Consider the following 17,744-nt stretch of genomic DNA (forward strand, 5'->3'; position numbering starts at 1 on the left):
GGATTCAAGGAGGCCGGCCATGCTGGATGGTACGCGCGTAATCACACCCACGGGTACTTCAACCGCGGCGTTCATCGGAGAGTTCACGGCCGGTCCGCAGCAGCCCGCGCGGGTCGGCAGTTGGAAGGAGTTCGCGCAGGCGTACCCGGACGCGGTCAAGGACACCACGTCGTTCCTGCCCGATGCCGTACAAGGCTTCTTCACCGGCGGCGGCACGACGTGCTACGTGATCGGGGTCTCCGCTTCCGGTGGCCGTGTCGAGGGCTACAAGTCGGCGCTCTCCGCGCTGGAAGACGTCGCCGACGTCAACATCGTGGCGGTTCCAGACTTGTGGCGAGACGAGGAGGATGCGCCGGTCATCGGCCGTGCGGTGGCCCAGCACTGTGCGCAGGCCGTCAACCGGCTGGCCATCCTGCACACGAAACAGGGACTCACCCCGTCCGACGCCGCGAAGGTGCCGAGGCTGTTCGACATCTCCGCGGACAGCGACGCGGCCGCCTTCAGCACGATCTACTACCCGTGGGCGAGCGTGGAGAGCGTGGCCGGCACGACGCGCCTGGCACCGGCCTGCGGTCACGTAGCCGGAGTCTGGGCGCGCACCGACACCGAACGCGGCGTGTTCAAGGCGCCGGCGAACCAGTCCCTGAACGGCGTGGACAAGCTGGAGCTCGACCTCAGCGACCACGACAACGGACAGCTCAACGATGTCGGCGTGAACTGCCTGCGTTCCTTCCCAGGCCGCGGCAGTCTCGTGTGGGGCGCCCGTACGCTCTCCAGCAGCCGTGACTGGCGGTACCTGAACGTACGCCGCCTGACCAGCTTCCTGATGGACTCGATCCGGACCGGCACGACATGGACCGTATTCGAGCCGAACGACGAGCAGCTCCGGGCCGGGCTCCGATCGGCTGTCACCTCCTTCCTGGCAGACCAGTGGCGTGGGGGCGCTCTTCAGGGGCGCACACCGGAGGAGGCGTTCTTCGTGGCCTGCGACGCGACGAACAACACCGACGGAGCGGCCAAGGTGGTCATCAAGATTGGTATCGCCCCGGTCCGGCCCGCGGAGTTCCTCTCCTTCTCCATCACGCAGATCACGAGCACCGACGCGTAGAACTCGTCGGCCGGCCCCGGCGCCGGGGCGTCGGTGGGCGACGAACACCGGCCCGCCCGCGGGTGCGGCTCTACCCAAACCGTCAGTGGCCGAAGCGCAACGCGGACCGGGAGAAGAGGGCCGCGGAGGTGGGAGGCGGGTAACGGGCCGCGCTCGCAGCCTCGGCCCTTTCGCGGTGCGCATCCAGGCACGGTCGGCACAGGCCGTCGGTCTCGATCTTCCAGCGTCCCCGTACGGCGTTCCAGCGGTCGTCGGTGAACCTCTGGCCGCAGGCGATGCACACCGGCCGCTGCGCCTCACGCTCCGCGGCCTCGCGCTCCGCCCGGCTGCGGCACGCCTGCTCGTGCTGGACGGCATACAGCCGGTCGCCGTCGGGGTTGTCCAGAGCCTCGTGCAGCGTCTGCCACTCCCCCCGCCCCAGCCTGCGCCACACCGCGCCGGCCGCACCGGCCGGGTCGGCGGTGATCCGCTCCAGCTCGGTGACGACCACGGGCACCGCCTGGTGGTAGTCGACGGCCGTGATGCCCGCCTCCCTCCCCGGGTAGGGGGTGCCGGCGAAGTAGGCGCGGGCGGCCTGCTCCAGGCGCCGTATCCGGCTCGTCGCTGCGCGGCGCTCTTCCCGGTGAACAGGAACGCCACCGGGACGTAGCCCTCCCGTCCGGTCGCCGGATAAAGGCGCGACCAGAACCGGAAGGCGTGCACTGCCGGTCCTCCGTACGAGCGGGCCGCCTTCTCCTTGTTCGCGTCGGCCTTCGGCGCCAGGAGCTCGAACCACTCGTGATAGCCGCGCAGCTTGGCCACTAACTTGACTCTGTCGGGGATCTTGGAGTTTCCCGGTCCAGCGACATGACCAACGGGCATGATCGGGGCTGTTCCGCAGGCCGATGTAGCTGTTGGGGTGTGCGTTGTCCCTCCGTTCCCGTTCCGGTGAGCAAGTCCCGTCTCTGACCGCACAGATCGCGCGGGCGAGCAACCCGGACGGTACGACGGCGATGTGGGTGCGGGACCGGTTGGACGGGCTGTGGCACGACGAGGACTTCGCCGGCTGGTACCCGCGCGACGGCCGTCCGGGTCTGTCGCCCGCCCAGCTGGCCACCGTTTGCGTGCTGCAGTTCGTGCTGGGGCTGTCGGACCGCCAGGCGGCGGAAGCGGTCCGCTGCCGCATCGATTTCAAGTACGCCATGGCCATGGAGCTGGACGATCCCGGTTTCCACCACAGTGTGCTGGCCGACTTCCGCGAGCGCCTCACTCGGGACGACCGCGCCGACCGACTTCTCGATCTGGCGCTCGCCCGCCTGCAGGAGGCCGGACTCGTACGCGAGCGCACCACACAGCGCACCGACTCCACCCACGTCCTGGCCGCGGTACGCGACCTGACCCGGCTGGAACTGGTCACCGAGGCCGTCCGTGCCGCGCTGGAAGAAGTCGCCCGCACGGCCGGGCACCTGCTGGTCGGCCTGGTCGACGAGGACTGGGGGCGCCGCTACGGCCGTCCGGTCCGTCTGGGCAAGAACCCCACCCGACCCAAGACCAGGATCCTGGCCGCCGGCGACGACGCCTGCCGACTGCTGGAACTACTCCACCAGCACGGAACCGGCTACCGGCCCGGCCCGCAGGCCGAGGCCCTGCGGCAGATCGTCGTGCAGAACTACTACCGCGACGCGGCAGGCCGCCTGCGCTGGCGCACCGCCGACGACGGTGGGCTGCCGCCCTCCTCCTCGGCGGTCGTCTCCCCTTACGACACTATGGCGCGCTACGTCCGCCATGGGCACATCATCAGCTGGAAGGGGTTCGCCGCGCATGTCACCGAGACGTGTGCCTCTGGCGGCGTCAACGTGATCACGGATGTGGCCACCACCTCGGCCGCCACGAACGACGGCCAGGCCCTGCCCGGTATCCACGCCCGCCTGGCGCGCCGGGGGCTGCTGCCCGCCGAGCACCTGGTCGACGGCGGCTACACCTCCCTGGTCCACCTGGAACGAGCCCAGCGCGAACACCAGATCACCCTCAGCGGCCCACTGCCGGGCAACCTCACCCGCCAGCACCGCAGGAACGATGGCTTCGACCGGGACGACTTCCACATCGACTTCGACCGCCGGCAGGTCACCTGCCCCCAGGGCCAGGTCAGCGCCGGCTGGCACGGCCCCTACCCGACGTCCTCGCCCACCGCCGCCCCGCTGATCGTGGCCCGGTTCACCAAGAGCCAGTGCCGCCCCTGCCCGGTCCGCACCCGGTGCACCGCCACCGCCGACAGCGCCCGGACCGTGGGCTTTCCCCCACGAGAACTCCGCGACCTGCAACTCCGCGTCCGCGCCGAGCAGCAGACCCCCGACTGGAAGGCCCGCTACGCGGTGCGTTCCGGAGCCGAGGGCACCATCAACGAGTTCGCTCACGGACACGGCATGCGCCACTGCCGCTACCGAGGACAGCCGAAAGCCCACCTGCAACACGTACTCACGGCCATCGCCGTGAACATCGAACGCCTCAGCAGTCAGCCCGCGACTGAGGGACCCTCTTCGCCGAGACCGCCGACCGCCTTCCAGACCTTCCTGGACCAGCACGGCATCCCCCGGTCGAAGTCCTGGCGAACGCTGGGCAGTTGACCTCCACTGCTTCAAGATCCCCGACAGAGTCAAGTTAGATGATCTATTCCAAGGGGTCGCTCCGGCTGTTCGTCAGCTCAGTTGCCGTACTGATATGAGTAGATGGCGGTGGTCTTCGCGTGCCAGGTCATCCTCGTCCGGTACGCCACTGAGTAGTGCCCGCTGGCCGGGGCCCAGAAGTTCAAAGCGCACCTGGGAGGCGTTGAAGGAGTTGAGGGCTTCCAGCAAGTACGCGGGGTTGAAGGCGACCGCCAGGTCATCGGCGTTGGCCAACGTAGCCGCGAGTTGCTGCGAAGCGATGTCGTCCTCGTACCCCGCTTGCAGGAGGACAGTTCCCTGTACGGAGAAGTCGAGCCGGATCGGGCTGTTCGGCTCCGCGACGACCGCGACACGGCGGACCGCGTCGGCGAGTGCCTCCCGCTCCGTGACCGCGACTGCCGGCCTGTCCAGTGTGAACAACTTGTCGTAGCGCGGCAGCCGCCCTTCCAGCAACCGCAGTGTCGTACACATCCCGGTTCCCTCGAAGGCGATCAAGCCACCACCCGAGCCACCCGTGCCGCTCACCCCGATGCGGATCAGCCCCGACTTCGCCAGCGCACGGGAGATCTCGGTCAGCCTGCGGCCGGGCACCACTACCTCCACCGCATCGGAAACCGCCCCCTCCGGCTTCCACGGCACCACACGCACGGCATACCGGTATCGATCCGTAGCGGCCAACGTCATGGACTCACCATCCAGCCGGATCTGGATCCCCGTGAGCACCGGGAGGAAGTCGTCGCGGCCGGCGGCTATCACGACCTGTGTGACTCCCGCCGCGAACTCTGCCGCGTCCAACGTTCCGCAAAAGGCGGGAAGCTCGGGAAGGGCCGGATACTCCTGCATGGGCAAGGTCGACAGCCCAAAGCGCGTACCGCCCCCTTCCATCGTGAAGCGCGTTCCTTCCAGTGCGCACGCCACCATCGCATCGGGCAATACCCGGCAGATACCCAGCAGTCTGCGCCCGAGCACGAGCACCCGACCGGCTGTCAGCGTCTCCGCCGGGACCTCGATGGTCGCAGACGCTTCGTAGTCGAAGCCCGAGATACGCAGCCGTCCCTCCGCCGCGTCCAGCATCAAGCCACCCAGCACAGGCACAGGAGAACGTGAGGGCAACGACCTGGCCGCCCAGGCCACGGCCTCGGCAAGAGCGCCTCGCTCGATCCGGAAATCCATCCGTACATCCCCCATCGCGTCGCACCAGTTGGTCCGCGCACGCTATACGTCACCACTGACAACGCTCGGTCCGTCCCGGCACATCAGGGCGAGGAAGCCCACGATCTGGTGGTGACGCCCGACCTGGACTCCCTCGCGACCGCGCTCTATACGAAAACCGACGACCTGCTGAAGGAGTCGCCGCATCTCGCGCCATGGCGGCCCACGGTAGGGATCGCGCCGCAGCTGACCGACGCCGAGCTGGTTACGCTCGCGATGATGCAGGCCATGCTCGGCTTCACCTCCGAGGCCAAGTGGCTCCGCCACGCTCGCTGCCACCTGCGGCATCTCTTCCCGTACCTGCCTCAGCAGCCCGGCTACAACAAGCGGCTGCGTAAGGTCGCCGAGCTGCTCCGCCGGATCACCAGGCTTCTTGCCGCCGACACTTCCGTGTGGAGCGATGACGTGTGGCTCGTGGACTCCACACCCGTCGAGTGCGGTCGCTCGCGCGAGACCGTCAAGCGCTCCGACCTGGCCGGATGGGCCGAATACGGCTACTGCGCCAGCCATAGCCGGTTCTTCTGGGCCTGCGTCTGCACCTGGTATGCACCCTGCACGGACTGCCCGTCGCCTTCGCGCTGACCGGTGCGAAGGCCGAGGAGCGCGAGACCCTGCTCGACCTGCTCGCGGCCGAACCCGACCTCGTCGCCGACCGACCCGGGCAGACGCTGATCGGCGACAAGAACTACTTCGGCCGCGACTTCGAACATCAACTGGCCGAGCATGCCATCCAACTGCTGCGGCTGGCCGCAAGGGTGAGCCCGAGCGGCCCGGAGCGCCCTTGTTCAAGCCGTTGACGCAGGTCATTGAGTCGATCAACGAGACCTTCAAGGGCCAGCTCGATCTCGAACATCACCGCGGCCGCACACCCCGCGGCGTCATCGCCCGGGTGATGCAGCGGATCCTCGCACTGACCGCCGCGATCTGGCACAACGACCACACGCGACAAGCCGTCCTACGCTCACTGATCGCCTTCGACCACTGACCCCTTGGAATCGATCATCTAGGTCGTCGACGGGCTTGCTGACGCGGTCGACCTCCAGGAGCATCGCGGGCACCTTGGCGTCCGGGGCGCGCATCGTCAGGTCGGCGTACTGGGCGTAGCCGTGTAGGGGAGCTTGTTGCTCACACGCATCCGACCCTAGCCGGGGAGGGCAATCAACCGCCTCTGTCCAGGGACAGAGATCAGCCGGTCACTCCGTTGCCAGATCCGCAGGGGCGGGCACCCTCTGCCAGGGTCGGCCACATGGATCTCTCACCGGCACCCGCCCGCCGATGGCTTTCCCCAGCGCCCTGGGGGTTCGCTCTGCTCGCCGCCGCGTCGAATGCCCTGCTTGAACAGGCCATAGAGCTCCAGCATTTGGTCGTTGCTTGGCATGGGGCGCGGGACTGCAGCAGCGGTGATCCGTACGGCCGATCGATGTGATCACTCGATCGTGAGTTCTTCCGTGTTCGCGCCTGGGGTGACGCGATGCTCGAACGGACGGCGCGTGACCGGCGCCGCCGAGATGTGCTGTGGGGGGAGAGCATGACGCGAGAAGTTGGAAGGCGCGGGGGCTTGGACGAGCAGGCGGTGCTGCTGGTGGCAGGGCTGGCCGATCTGGCGGTGAGCACGCTGGGTTCGGCCGTGGGGGCGGTGCGGGGCCTGCTGCGCCGTTCGGACGCTGCTGAGCTGGCGGCGCAGGCCGAGCAGGACCTCGCGGCGCGTGGGCGTCTGGTGCTGGACCGGTACGCGGCCGTCCCGCCGGCCCACCTGGAGGTCCTGGCCCGGCACGCCCTGGCTCGGAAGACCGCTGCTGATGACTGACCGGTGGGAGCTGGCCGCGTTCAAGATCCGTGTCGACGAGGTGCTGCGCCGGTTCGTCGCCCAGGAGGCCGACCGGTTCGCGGCGATCGATCCGCTTCTGGGCCCGGTGGCCGAGCAGCTGGAGGCCGCGGTCGCGGACGGCAAACGGCTGCGGGCGGCGTTTTGCTACTGGGGCTGGCGCGCGGCCGGGCAGCCGGACAGCGATGTGCTGGTGAGGGCGGCGGCGTCCATGGAGCTGGTGCACGCCGCCGCGGTCGTGCACGACGACCTCATCGACGACAGCCCGCTGCGGCATGGGCGACCCACGGCCCATGTCGCTCTACGCGGCGCTGTACGGCGTCGTCCGCGGGGTGAGGCAGCCGCGAGGTCGCTGGCGATGCTGGTGGGTGACCTGCTGATGGCACTGGCCGGGCAGTTGTTTGCCAACAGCGGTCTGCCGGCCGCTTACCTCGCCCGCGCCCGCCCCCTGTGGTCGGTGATGGCCCGCGAACTGGTCGCAGGCGAGTGCCTGGAGATTCTGCGTACCGGGGCCGGCCCGGATACAACTGCGTCGCTGAAGGTGGTCCGCTACAAGACCGCCAAATACACCGTCGAGCAGCCGCTGCTGATCGGGGGTGCTCTGGCCGGGGCCGGAACGCGACTGCGTGAGGGCTACTCGGCGTACGGGCTGCCGCTGGGCGAGGCGTTCCAGCTGCGGGATGACCTGCTCGGCCTGTTCGGAGACCCGGAACGCACCGGCAAGGCCAACGCCGACGACGTACGCGGCCACCGGCCCACCGCGCTGCTGGCAGAGACCTGGCGCCTCGCCGGCGACGACGACCGCGAGAGGCTGCACGCCCTGCTGGGCCGTCGCCGTCTGGACGTGGATGCTCTGAACGCGGTCCGCGAGGTGATGTGCCGGCTGAAGGCACCCGACCGCATCGAGGCCATGATCAGCGCACGAGTCGAGGAGGCGCTCGGCGCGCTTCACGAGCTGGATGCCCCCACGCACGCCGACGCTGCCCTGACCGCGCTGGCGCAGTCGGCCGCGGACCGCCTCTGTTGACCCTGTGCACCCGAGGTGGCGCGACCCCGCTGCCATGTCCGGCCGATGCCCCTCCCGCCGCTCATGGACGATCCCGTGGAAGACAAGGAGCCCCGCCATGACATACACCCAGGCATCGATGGACGCCCTGCGGCAGGCCGGTGACGAACTCGCCGACGCCACCGTCGCCGCACTGTTCGAACGCGGCCAGGTGGGCACGTTCAACACCCTGATGCGCTACGTCTCCACCGCCGGTGCTCCCCTTCCCGAGGGTCTGCCGGACGTGGCGCGCGAGTACCTTGAGGCCACCCGTGTCCCGCCGTCCTGGGTGGACTGGTCGGAAATGGAGAAGGCCCGGCTGTTCTTCATCGACAACAACGTGCACATCTCCACCGCGCTGTCCTTCGCCTCCATGCCCGCCTGCTACGTCGTACCGCACGTGGCGAAGCTGCTGTCGGCCACCCACGGGCTCAAGTACCCCTCCAAACGCATGGCCGAGACGGGCCAGTTCACCGTCTACCTGATGCAGCCCGACGCCTTCGAAGCCGGCAGCCGCTTCATCCCCGCCGCCCAGAAGGTCCGCCTCCTGCACGCCTCCATCCGCCACCACCTGGGGCGCGAGAACCGCTGGGACACCGACGCGCTGGGAGTGCCGATCTGTCAGGAGGACATGATCGGCGGGCAGATGTTCTTCTCCCTGCTCGTGCTGGACACCCTGCACCGCCTCGGCATCCACATGTCGCAGGAAGGAGCGGAAGCCTACTACTACGCCTGGCAGGTGGTCGGTGCGATGCTCGGCATCGACCAGGACGCGGCCCCGAAGACGCTCGACGAGGCCCGCCAGTTCCTGGACCTGTACATGATCCGGCACATGGGGCCTTCCGAAGAGGGCGCGCATCTGACCCGGCAGCTCATCGATCTCTACGAGGAGATCGTGCCCGGCACCTTCTTCGACCCGATCGTCTCCGCTCTCATCCGGTACCTCATCGGCGACACCTGCGCCGACTGGCTCCACGTGCCGCATACCCCGTGGGACACCGTCGTCAAGGCCGTGCCCCACCTCCTCGGCGTCCTGGAGACCATCGAGGACCGTTCCTCCCTCGGAGCCTGGGCCCTGGACCGTCTCGGCCACCTCACGACCGTCTTCGAGCTGTCCTCTCTCACCCGCGGACGCGTCATGCACTACGCCATCCCCGAGCAGCTCAAGAAGGACTACGGCATCTCCAGCGCGATGCCCCGCACCCGCCGATGGACCCCACCAGCCGCCACAGTCTCCTGACCGCCACGTCGCTCAACCTTCCCTACGCTGTTCTGCGGGAGGCGGTGAGCCCTTCGTTTGGTTCACCCGCCCAGGGGTGCCGGGTGTGGCTTTCAAACTTCTGCTGTTCGAGGCTTCCATCGATTGGCCGCCCGGCGCCCCACGCCGACTCGGCTGCCAATGCTGCCAGCCTGCTCTTCTCGCGGCCGCTGCCGACGAGCCGGTTGCGTTCGGGGAGTTGGTACAGGCGACGCGGCTGCCGGCGGTGGGCCGGGCCCACGCGGTCCATCTGCTCTGGCACCGCCGCTCGGCTTCGACCTGGGCCGTCCGCTGGGCGACTCGTCCCTGGTCTGGCCGGCGGGCTGGAAGGAGTCCCGGTGACGGCCGCGCAGAGGCTGCTTGACCTGGCGCCTGGGGCCGGGTCCGGATCGACGGCATCGACTGGGTCGTCGACGAGGTGGAGCCCCAGCACGGTCGTGTCGTCCTGGTCAGCTCGGCGGGCCGAACGGACCGGACGGTCAGCTGGCTCATGCATCACCGCCCTGAGCCCCTGGCGGAGGCGGGGGGGAGCTGTCCGGCCGGGACGGACGGCGGGCCCAGCCGCGGACTCTGGCGGACCTGACACCGCTCCAGCTCCGGCGCGCCCGCCTGCGGGCCGAGCACGGCCGGGAAGCGGTCACCGGGTTCCGTGACGGTCACCCGGCCAAGGCCCGGCCGGGCGAGCCGCGGGCCGAATACGATCCGGCCCGCACCACGCTGATCCAGCGCCGCAAGACCAGGGCCAGAGAACTGGCCGGCCTCGACCCGCTGGAGGCTGAGCTCCTCGGATTGCAGCGCATGAGCGAGCGCACGCTGATCCGTCTGTGAGCGCCGCATGTCGGGGAACTGGTGCTGGCCTGCGCCAACGGCCGCTGGACACGACGCAGGACCGGCCGGGTCGTCCGGCCGGAGATCCGGCAGGCGATCCTCGCCGTTCGCCAGAAGTCGGTGGAGCGTCCAGGCCCTTAGAGGCGGTCCGCCAGGCCGACACGTGTGCGGGGGTGGTGCCCACGTCCGGTTGCCGCCTCGGACTCAGGCCCGAGGCCGCAGGAAGGCTGAGGCCGCGATGGCCAGTTTGCGCGTGCGCCCGATGGTGACGTTGCGGGCGAGGACGTCGTGGTCGGCCTGACGGATGCGTGTGATGGTCGCCTCCGTCATGGCCAGCATCGTGGCGGCGTCCCGGCGGGCGGGCTGTGCCAGGGTGTCCAGCTTCGTGCGGCCTTCGGCGCAGAGCTGAGCGGCGCGGTCGGTCTGGAAGCGGATCAGCTCCCGCACCTGCGGGGTGCTGGTCGCGCGCCCGAGGTCGGCGGGTGCGACGCCGAAAGCACGGAGCTCCGCTTCGGCGAAGGAAAGCTGCCCGGCGCGTGCGTCGTCGTTGACGTCGCGGATCTGCCCGGAGAGGTGGGCGGCGAGGCAGATTGTGGTGACGCAGTCGACGGCATGCCTGTCGAGCGGCTGCTGTGCCCCCATGAGCAGCAGGATCGGGAGCTTCCGGCAGTCCGGGCACCGACCCGGACGAGCCGTCGACACCGCCTCCACCACCAGGACGCCGGAGGCATCGCTCACTCGCTCCACCCACACATCGATCCCGGGAAACAGCACATCCTCGGCCGTCTCGCTCGCCACGGCAGGCGACACCCTGCCGGAACGATCCCCCGTTCCAGCTGCTGACCTGGCGATTCACGGCACTGCGGACAGAGCCTTGAAACTCCCCACCCCTCGCTATGCGACCATGCCCAGCCGGGGGCCGCGTCACCGCGCGTGGCCGTACGCAGTCTCCTGCAGGGCCCGCACGATCAGCCGCAGCTCGTCGCCACCGACGGTCTGGAGGACCGGGCCGGGCTGCACCGCGCAGCGTGCCACCAGTGACGCGGCGACCTCCAGGACGGTCATCTCGCTGCGCGAGCGCTTCAGCGCCTCCCGCCGGGAGAGCAGCAGCAGGCCGATCGGCCATCGTCCGCGCTACGATGCGGACCTCCGTACACACGCGCATATCAGGCCCACGGGGGGAGCCATGCGTATCGCCTTGACGATCCGTCCCGACGAAGAGAGCGGCGGCGCCGGAGACGGCCTCCACGAGGACCTGCGCCGCTGGCTGGCCGGGCAGCCAGGTCTGCGCGGCAGAGTCGGCCGGGACACCGGCTCCGCGCCACCGCCCGGCACAATGGGCGCGGGCACGGACGTAATCCTCGCGCTGCTGGCGCCCGGCGGTGTGGCCACCGTGCTCGCCGGAGCGGTCGTCGCCTGGCTGCAGGCCCGCAAGGGCAGCCAGACCGTCACGATCACCCGCCCGGACGGCACGCAGATCACAGTCAGTTCCACACAGGTGAAACCGCTCGACGGGCAGCAGGCAGGCGAGCTCGCGCGGCAGCTCGCCGCAGCCCTGGAGGCGGACGCACCCACGCCCGGGCCAGGCCCGGGCGCTTGCGACGACCACCCTGCCTCGTGACGGACACCACCGGCCTGGCCGCCCCGGGCGGCCGCGCGGTCCTGGTCGGCACCGGAAGCCACGCTCCGGGGTCCGCCCTGCCCGCGCTGCCGGGCGTGGACACCACACTCGACGATCTGGCCCGCGTGTTGCGGGAGGTCTGCTGCATGGAGCAGGTGCACCGCGTGCCGGCCCAGGCCATCGCGGCGGACGTGGTGGCCGCCGTGGAAGAGGCCGTCACCGAGGCCACCGGTCCGGTGCTGTTCTGCTACGTGGGCCACGGCATCCTCGGCCCGCGCGACGAGCTCTACCTCGCCACGCACGCCAGCCCGGCCGCCGACCGGGTCTCCGCCGCCGTCCCCTACCGGACCGTCCGCGACCTGCTCGGGGACGCGGTGAGCGGCAGCGTCACCGTGCTCGACTGCTGCTTCTCCGGCCGCGCGACCGCTCCGGACGGCCGCCCCGCCGACCCGTTCGCCTCCGCCCGGCCCGACGGCAGCTTCCTGCTGACCTCCGCCTCGCAGTTCGCGGTCTCCTTCGCGCCCGAGGGCGCCCGGCACACGTTGTTCAGCGGGCATCTGCTGCGGCTGCTGGAGGACGGCGACCCGAGCGGGCCTCCGCGGCTGACGCTGGACCACCTGTACGCCGCTGTCGAACGTGAACTGCGGGACGGCCCGGCACGCCCGTACGCGCGCAGCGACGGGACGCTGGGCGGCCTTGTCGTGGCGCCGAACCGCGCCTACCGCCCAGGCCCGGTGCCGCGCGCCGAGCCGCCGGCGGATGTGCCGTGCCCCTACCCCGGAATGCGATCGTTCGGCCCCGCCGACCGCGAGTGGTTCCACGGCCGCGAGAAGCTCACCGAGCGGCTTGTGGACGCCGTGCGCGACCCGGCCTCGGACCATCCGGTCGTCCTGGTGGGCGCGTCCGGCGCGGGCAAGTCGTCGCTGCTCGGCGCGGGGCTGCTGGCCGAGTTGGAGGCCCGGCACGGCGCGGGCGGCGACGACGTCCCCTGGCCGGCCCTGCTGCTGCCGAGCCCCGGCGAGGACCCGCTGGGCGCGCTCGCCGGGCTGTGGTCCCGGGCGTGCGGCGGCCGGGAGGACGAGGTGCGCCAGGCACTCTGCGCCGGCCGGTTCCCGTCGCCCGCGCCGGGCCGGCGGGCGTGCCGTCTGCTGGCGGTCGACCAGTTCGAGGAGGTCTTCACCCACTGCGCGGACGCCGAGGAACGCACCCGGTTCATACGGCTGCTGTGCGCGGGGACGGGCGAACGGCCGCAGGTCGTCCTCGCGCTGCGCGCCGACCACTACGCCGACTGCCTGGCCCATCCGGAGCTGGTCCGCGCCCTGGAAGCGGGGCAGTTCACCGTCCCGCCCATGAGCCTGGACGCGTTACGGACGGTCATCGAGCAGCCCGCCGAGCGGGCCGGCCTGGTGCTGGAGGACGGCCTGACCGACCGGCTCCTCCACGACCTGCGCCGGGGCGGGACCGACGACGAGCCGGTGCCGGACGCCGCCACGCCTTTCCTCGCCCACGCCCTCGCCGAGACCTGGGTCAACCGCTCCGGGGCCGTACTGACCCTGGCGGGCTATCAGCGGACGGGTGGCATCTGGCAGTCGGTGACGACCAGCGCCGAGCGGCTCCACCAGTCGCTGGAGCCTCCCGGCCGCCGGGCCCTGCGCGGCCTGCTGCTGAGCCTCGTCCGCCTCACCCCCGGCGGCGAGGCGGTGGGGCGTAGGGTCTCCCCCACCGCGCTGCTCGCCAGGGCCGCCGACCGGGACACGGCCCTGATACAGGCGGTCTGGAACGGTCTGCTGGACTCCCGGCTGATCACCGCCGACCGCGACTCGGCGCGCATATCGCACGACGCGCTGCTGCAGACCTGGCCACGGCTGCGCGGCTGGATCCGCGACGCCCGTGCCGACCTGCTGGAGCACCAGCGGCTTGCAGAGGCCGCCGCCGACTGGGAGGACCACGACCGGGACCCCGGCTACCTCTACACCGGGACCCGACTGGCGCAGGTGCGGCCGTGGCTGGGCCCGGACGGAGAAGGGCAGGCCCTCACCTCCGTCGAGCGCGACTTCCTGGTGGCCGGTGTCCGGGCCGAGCGCCGGCACCGGCTGCGGCGACGTGTCCTGGCGGGTACGGCGATATGTGCGGCGCTGCTGCTGATCGGCGTCGGGGTCATGGCGTACGTCCAGCGTGGCTACGCACAGGAACGGGCCGCACTGCTTGCCTCGCAGCGGATCGCCGCCCAGGCCGAGGCGCTGCAGGACGAGGACCCGGTGACGGCGCTGGACCTGAGCCTGGAGGCTTACCGGGTGTCGCCTACCGCCGAGGCCCGGGCCGCCGTGCTGGAGGCAGCGCTGTCCCCGGCCCCGCCGGTGGTGCTCGGCGGCCACACCGGCAGTGTCGTGAACGTCGCCTACCGGGCGGGCGGGAAGGTGCTGGCCAGTTCCGCCATGGACGGCACGGTCCGCCTCTGGAACACCGCCGACCCGTACCGGCCGGTCCCCGGCCCCGTCCTCAGGCTGGGCCACACACCGGTCATCGCCTGGCGCCCGGACGGCCGTTACCTGGCCGCCGGGACCAACGACGCGCTGTTCGTCTGGGACACCCGCGACGCCCTCCACCCGCGCCTGGTGACCCGGCTGCGGACGGGCACCGGAAAAGCCTTCTCCGCCGTGTTCAGCCCGGACGGGCGCACCCTCGCGGTGGCCGCCGACCACGACCGGGCGTGGCTGTGGGACCTGACCGACCCACGCCGCCCGCGACGCACCGCCATGGGCGGCGCCAAGAGCGCCCGCGTGGCTGCGGTCGCCTTCTCCCCGGACGGTCGCACGCTCGCGGAGGCGGTCGGCGACGGCACCGTGGAGCTGTGGAACACGACCGACCCGCACACCCCGAAGCAGCGGAAGGTGATCCGCGAGGCATTGGTCGAGTCGCTGGCGTTCAGCCCCGACGGGCGCCTGCTAACGGGCGGTGGCGCGTCGGGCGAGGTCAACGTCTGGAAAGTCACAGACCCGGACCACCCCCAGGGGGCCACGGGCGTCCTGCGAATCGGCAAGGACACGATGTCCGGGGTGGCCTTCAGCCCGGACGGGCAGTACATGGTGGCCTCCTCGTGGGACCGGCAACTCCACACCTACACCGTGGACACCAGCGGGGGCTGGTCCGACCCGCTGATCGACGGCTCTTCGCCGAAGCGCCCAGGTGGCGGGAACGACCTTTCGGTCGGCTATCGCCCCGACGGGCGGGGCGTGGCCCTGGGCGGTTCGGACGGCCGGGTCCGGCTGTGGAACCCACCCGCGAACTCCGTGCCGGGGACCTCGGACGACGCCGGGACTGTCAGAGGCTCCGGGTTCGACAAGAAGGGCTGGAGGCTGACCACCAGCACCGGCGACGGCCGCACCCGCATATGGCGGCTCGGCACGCCGGACGGCTTGCCCGTACAGGAGGCCGTACTTCCGAAACCGTGGCGCAAGGCCCGCTTCCTGTCCGGGAAGAGGGCGGTCCTGATCAGCCAGGACACGACGGCAAAGCGGTTGAGGCTGTGGGGCTACGACGACGGGCGGCTCCAGCCCGGCAAGGAGTTCCGTACGGCGGACGGTGCCTCCGACCAAGTGCTCGGCTTCGACTCGACCGACGACGGCACCGTACTGGCACTGGACGACAGGTCGGTCGGCACCGTGACGTTCTGGAACATCCGGAACCTCGCCCACCCGCGGCAGCTGGGCCACCTGACGTACCACGCGGAGGGGACCACGAACGTCTTCTCAGGCGGGCGGGATGTCTTCCTCGTCATGGCACCCAGGTGGGTCGATGTGTGGGATGTCTCCGACCCCCGGAACCCGCGCCGCAGGACCCGTGTCAGTAAAAACCCTGCCAGCGCCACCTCCAGCGACGGACGCCGGCTGCTGATCACTGACGCTGGGAACGGCGGGGTGCGGAAGGCGAGGGTCTGGGAGTTGTCCGGACACGGCACCGCCCGCTCGCTCGGAACCCTGGAGAGCGACCCGCTGGAACTCCGGTTGGTCTCCGCCCACTTGCTCGCCGGCCTGTCCACGTCGGGGCGGCCGACCCTGTGGGACCTGAACCGGCTCGGCACGCCGATTCCGCTGACGGGCCCGCTGCCGATCATGCACGACCTGTCGTCCAATGGAGGCCTCCTTGCGGCATGGGGCGAGGGCGCGGGCCTGGGCCTCTGGCGGCTTGCGACGGACGGCTCCTCGCCCGCCGGGAGCGATCTGCTCGCTCTGACCGGGTCGTCCACGCCCGAGCTGACCGTCCAGGAGTTCACGCCCCAAGGGGACGCCATGGTGGTGCAGCCCGGTAACGCCCTGCCCGCGCTCGGTGCCGGAACCCTCCTGCTCGACACCGACCTGGCGCGGCTGAGCCGGACCCTGTGCCTGGTGCGCGGCACACCGACGACGGAGAAGCGCTGGCACCAGTTCTTCCCCGACCTGACGTACGTGGACCCCTGCCGCTGACCGGCGGCAGGCGCCCGCGTACGCCACGACGTCTGGTTCACCGTCGTGTCGCCTGCCCGCGGCTGAGCGGGATAGGGATGACCGCGGCCGATCGGCCGGTGGCGTGCTCACGTAGCGATGCGTTCTCCGCAAGGAGCGTCATGATGACGGTGGCTGCCGCGTTGGCCTGGCATCCATCGCCGACAGGCACCTGCCGCCCGTGACCAAGGCCTTCGGGGCGCTCGCTCTCCTCGCCCTGGGCGCGCCTGGACGAAGACGAAATCCCGGCGTGCATGGACGGCGACACCCAAGCCGCCCGCATCCGGGTCCTGTCCGTCCTCGCGGTGGCCAAGTTCACCCAACTGCGGTGCGCGGCCGACCTGTCACTGGTCGCGCTGGCCCGGCTCGTGCTGGCCGCCGCCGGACTCGCGCTGTGACGGCGGCCGCGGCTCGCCCTCGCGGGCGCGGTTCTCCTTCAAGAGAGCGACGGGCAGGCAGAACGCGCTCCCCTCTCCGACAACGTCGTTCCATTCCGGCCATTGAGAAGCTGAAACTCTGGCGCCGCAGGGCTTGCCCCAAGCTCAACTTGGGCATGTCGGCTTCTTCTGGGACGACCCCACCCGCTCCGTCGACTCACTTCGTCAACTGAGTTGTTTGGAGGTCCGGATGAAAGAGCTGGAACGTGTGTGGTTGCCGAAGCGCCGTGTTGCCACGCGCCGGTGGCGTCGTTACCGGCAGGTGGTAGTACTCAACGTACTCAAGGGCGCCGCCTCGGCAGCCGGGAGCGCGTTGGTGGCGTCCGTAACTTGGTGGCTGACCAGTCGCTGACGCGTGTGAGCGGTGGGGCCGGTGACGGTCTCCGGCTCTACCGCCTACCACCAGATGCCGCCAATCGGTGCAACACAGCAGAGCCAGCGATCACATCACCCACCGGGGAGTCCCGGGCTCCAGAAGACTGAACAGAAGAACTTGACGGGGAACGCGACCAATTGCGAGCAGCACATCAGGGTGGAGCTGGTGATGGCTGCCAAGCGGCACGGCATGCCGACCGTCGCCATCGTCGTTGCCACACCGCTGGAGGTGTGCCTGGAGCGGCAGGGCCCGCGCCCGGACAGCCGGCGCGTGCCCGAGGGCGTCGTCCGCGCCCAGCACAAGGCGATGCTGCACTCGCACCCACGGCTGGCCGCCGAAGGGTTCAACACCATCGCCTTCGCCGACAACCTCCGCCGGCTGGAGCCGTTCCTCGCACGCCTGTCTGCTGAACAGTTGAAGCCATCCCGGTCGGCTGGGCGACCGCCGCCCTTGCGGGCGCGGCGGTCCCACCCGCTCAACCGGTCAAAGTGCCCTGATGGAAGTACATCCGCCAGCCCGTCTCCGTCAGACGCCACAAAGAGCTCCGCCATGCCCGACGGCCCTGGTTGTCGGCGAAGTACGTCAGGTGAACGACGCCCGGAGCAAGGACGACTCCGGACATTTCGCTGACCTATGGGCTTCTTGGTGTTGTGCACGTACCGGTTGTCGGTGAAGAACTTGGCGACCCGGAAGAAGCCGAAGTTCTGCTTGTCCAGCGTCTGTTCGGCGGCGTACATGGGGACGAAGACGGCCTTGCCCCCGTCGCAGTGCCCCGCGGTCAGGATCAGATTGTGCCCGGGGCTCTCCACCACGCTGGCGGTGCAATGGTGCGCGTGCATCCGCTGGGTGGTCGGTCCGTGTCGTAAGTGAAGATCGTCCCGACGGACGGCAGGCCGAGGATGTGCTCCGCG

General features: G+C 70.4%; 12 protein-coding genes and 3 pseudogenes. 10 read left to right on the forward strand and 5 right to left on the reverse strand.

The window, feature by feature from the left end; all coding sequences use genetic code 11:
* The first annotated feature begins 19 nt into the window (after positions 1 to 19).
* Positions 20 to 1,108, forward strand: coding sequence for a phage tail sheath family protein (locus tag BFF78_RS00595; protein ID WP_069776447.1), 1,089 nt, complete (start codon positions 20 to 22; stop codon positions 1,106 to 1,108).
* Between the two features lie 82 nt (positions 1,109 to 1,190).
* On the opposite strand, the gene BFF78_RS47295 is transcribed toward BFF78_RS00595, so the two are convergent.
* Positions 1,191 to 1,604 (reverse strand): hypothetical protein, encoded by a 414-nt coding sequence (locus BFF78_RS47295; protein ID WP_193433388.1) that lies wholly within the window; start codon positions 1,602 to 1,604, stop codon positions 1,191 to 1,193.
* A 409-nt stretch (positions 1,605 to 2,013) separates the two neighbouring features.
* On the opposite strand from BFF78_RS47295, the gene BFF78_RS00605 reads away from it, so the two are divergent.
* Positions 2,014 to 3,711, forward strand: a complete 1,698-nt coding sequence (locus BFF78_RS00605) for an IS1182 family transposase (RefSeq protein WP_193433389.1) — start codon at positions 2,014 to 2,016, stop codon at positions 3,709 to 3,711.
* A gap of 72 nt (positions 3,712 to 3,783) precedes the next feature.
* Here the strand turns inward: BFF78_RS00605 and dnaN are convergent, their stop codons facing one another.
* Positions 3,784 to 4,923 (reverse strand): DNA polymerase III subunit beta, encoded by a 1,140-nt coding sequence (gene dnaN / locus BFF78_RS00610; RefSeq protein WP_069776448.1) that lies wholly within the window; start codon positions 4,921 to 4,923, stop codon positions 3,784 to 3,786.
* Positions 4,924 to 5,034: 111 nt separating this feature from the next.
* Between dnaN and BFF78_RS00615 the strand changes: the two are divergent.
* The 4 genes and pseudogenes from BFF78_RS00615 (at position 5,035) to BFF78_RS00630 (ending at position 9,072) form a co-directional block, all read left to right on the forward strand.
* Positions 5,035 to 5,947, forward strand: a pseudogene (locus BFF78_RS00615) (IS982 family transposase).
* A gap of 543 nt (positions 5,948 to 6,490) precedes the next feature.
* Complete coding sequence (locus tag BFF78_RS00620; protein WP_069783282.1) at positions 6,491 to 6,769, forward strand: polyprenyl synthetase; 279 nt, start codon at positions 6,491 to 6,493, stop codon at positions 6,767 to 6,769.
* On the forward strand, positions 6,762 to 7,814 hold the full coding sequence (locus BFF78_RS00625; RefSeq protein ID WP_069776449.1) for a polyprenyl synthetase family protein: 1,053 nt from the start codon (positions 6,762 to 6,764) through the stop codon (positions 7,812 to 7,814). The genes BFF78_RS00620 and BFF78_RS00625 overlap by 8 nt, the downstream gene beginning before the upstream one ends.
* A gap of 97 nt (positions 7,815 to 7,911) precedes the next feature.
* Entirely contained in the window at positions 7,912 to 9,072 is a 1,161-nt protein-coding gene (locus BFF78_RS00630; RefSeq protein WP_069776450.1) for an oxygenase MpaB family protein, read from the forward strand.
* Positions 9,073 to 10,122: 1,050 nt separating this feature from the next.
* Here BFF78_RS00630 and BFF78_RS00640 read toward each other — a convergent pair.
* Together BFF78_RS00640 and BFF78_RS45890 are read right to left on the reverse strand one after the other, a co-directional pair.
* Complete coding sequence (locus BFF78_RS00640; RefSeq protein ID WP_069776452.1) at positions 10,123 to 10,716, reverse strand: phytoene/squalene synthase family protein; 594 nt, start codon at positions 10,714 to 10,716, stop codon at positions 10,123 to 10,125.
* A gap of 126 nt (positions 10,717 to 10,842) precedes the next feature.
* Positions 10,843 to 10,983: a hypothetical protein gene (locus BFF78_RS45890; RefSeq protein ID WP_159032903.1), complete on the reverse strand. Its 141-nt coding sequence runs from the start codon at positions 10,981 to 10,983 to the stop codon at positions 10,843 to 10,845.
* Between the two features lie 121 nt (positions 10,984 to 11,104).
* Here BFF78_RS45890 and BFF78_RS00645 point away from each other — a divergent pair, with 121 nt between their 5' ends.
* The 4 genes and pseudogenes from BFF78_RS00645 to BFF78_RS49275 form a co-directional block, all read left to right on the forward strand.
* On the forward strand, positions 11,105 to 11,539 hold the full coding sequence (locus BFF78_RS00645; RefSeq protein WP_079161065.1) for an effector-associated constant component EACC1: 435 nt from the start codon (positions 11,105 to 11,107) through the stop codon (positions 11,537 to 11,539).
* Positions 11,536 to 16,002 (forward strand): WD40 repeat domain-containing protein, encoded by a 4,467-nt coding sequence (locus BFF78_RS00650; protein ID WP_069776453.1) that lies wholly within the window; start codon positions 11,536 to 11,538, stop codon positions 16,000 to 16,002. The genes BFF78_RS00645 and BFF78_RS00650 overlap by 4 nt, the downstream gene beginning before the upstream one ends.
* 272 nt (positions 16,003 to 16,274) lie before the next feature.
* On the forward strand, positions 16,275 to 16,418 hold the full coding sequence (locus BFF78_RS47300; protein ID WP_193433390.1) for a hypothetical protein: 144 nt from the start codon (positions 16,275 to 16,277) through the stop codon (positions 16,416 to 16,418).
* Positions 16,419 to 16,863: 445 nt separating this feature from the next.
* Positions 16,864 to 17,142: pseudogene (locus BFF78_RS49275) on the forward strand (AAA family ATPase); the annotation flags it as partial.
* A gap of 166 nt (positions 17,143 to 17,308) precedes the next feature.
* Here the strand turns inward: BFF78_RS49275 and BFF78_RS47585 are convergent.
* Positions 17,309 to 17,464: pseudogene (locus BFF78_RS47585) on the reverse strand (DUF4440 domain-containing protein); the annotation flags it as partial.
* Positions 17,465 to 17,744 lie beyond the last annotated feature (280 nt).

Origin of the sequence: Streptomyces fodineus (assembly GCF_001735805.1) — a bacterium.
GTDB lineage: Bacteria > Actinomycetota > Actinomycetes > Streptomycetales > Streptomycetaceae > Streptomyces > Streptomyces fodineus.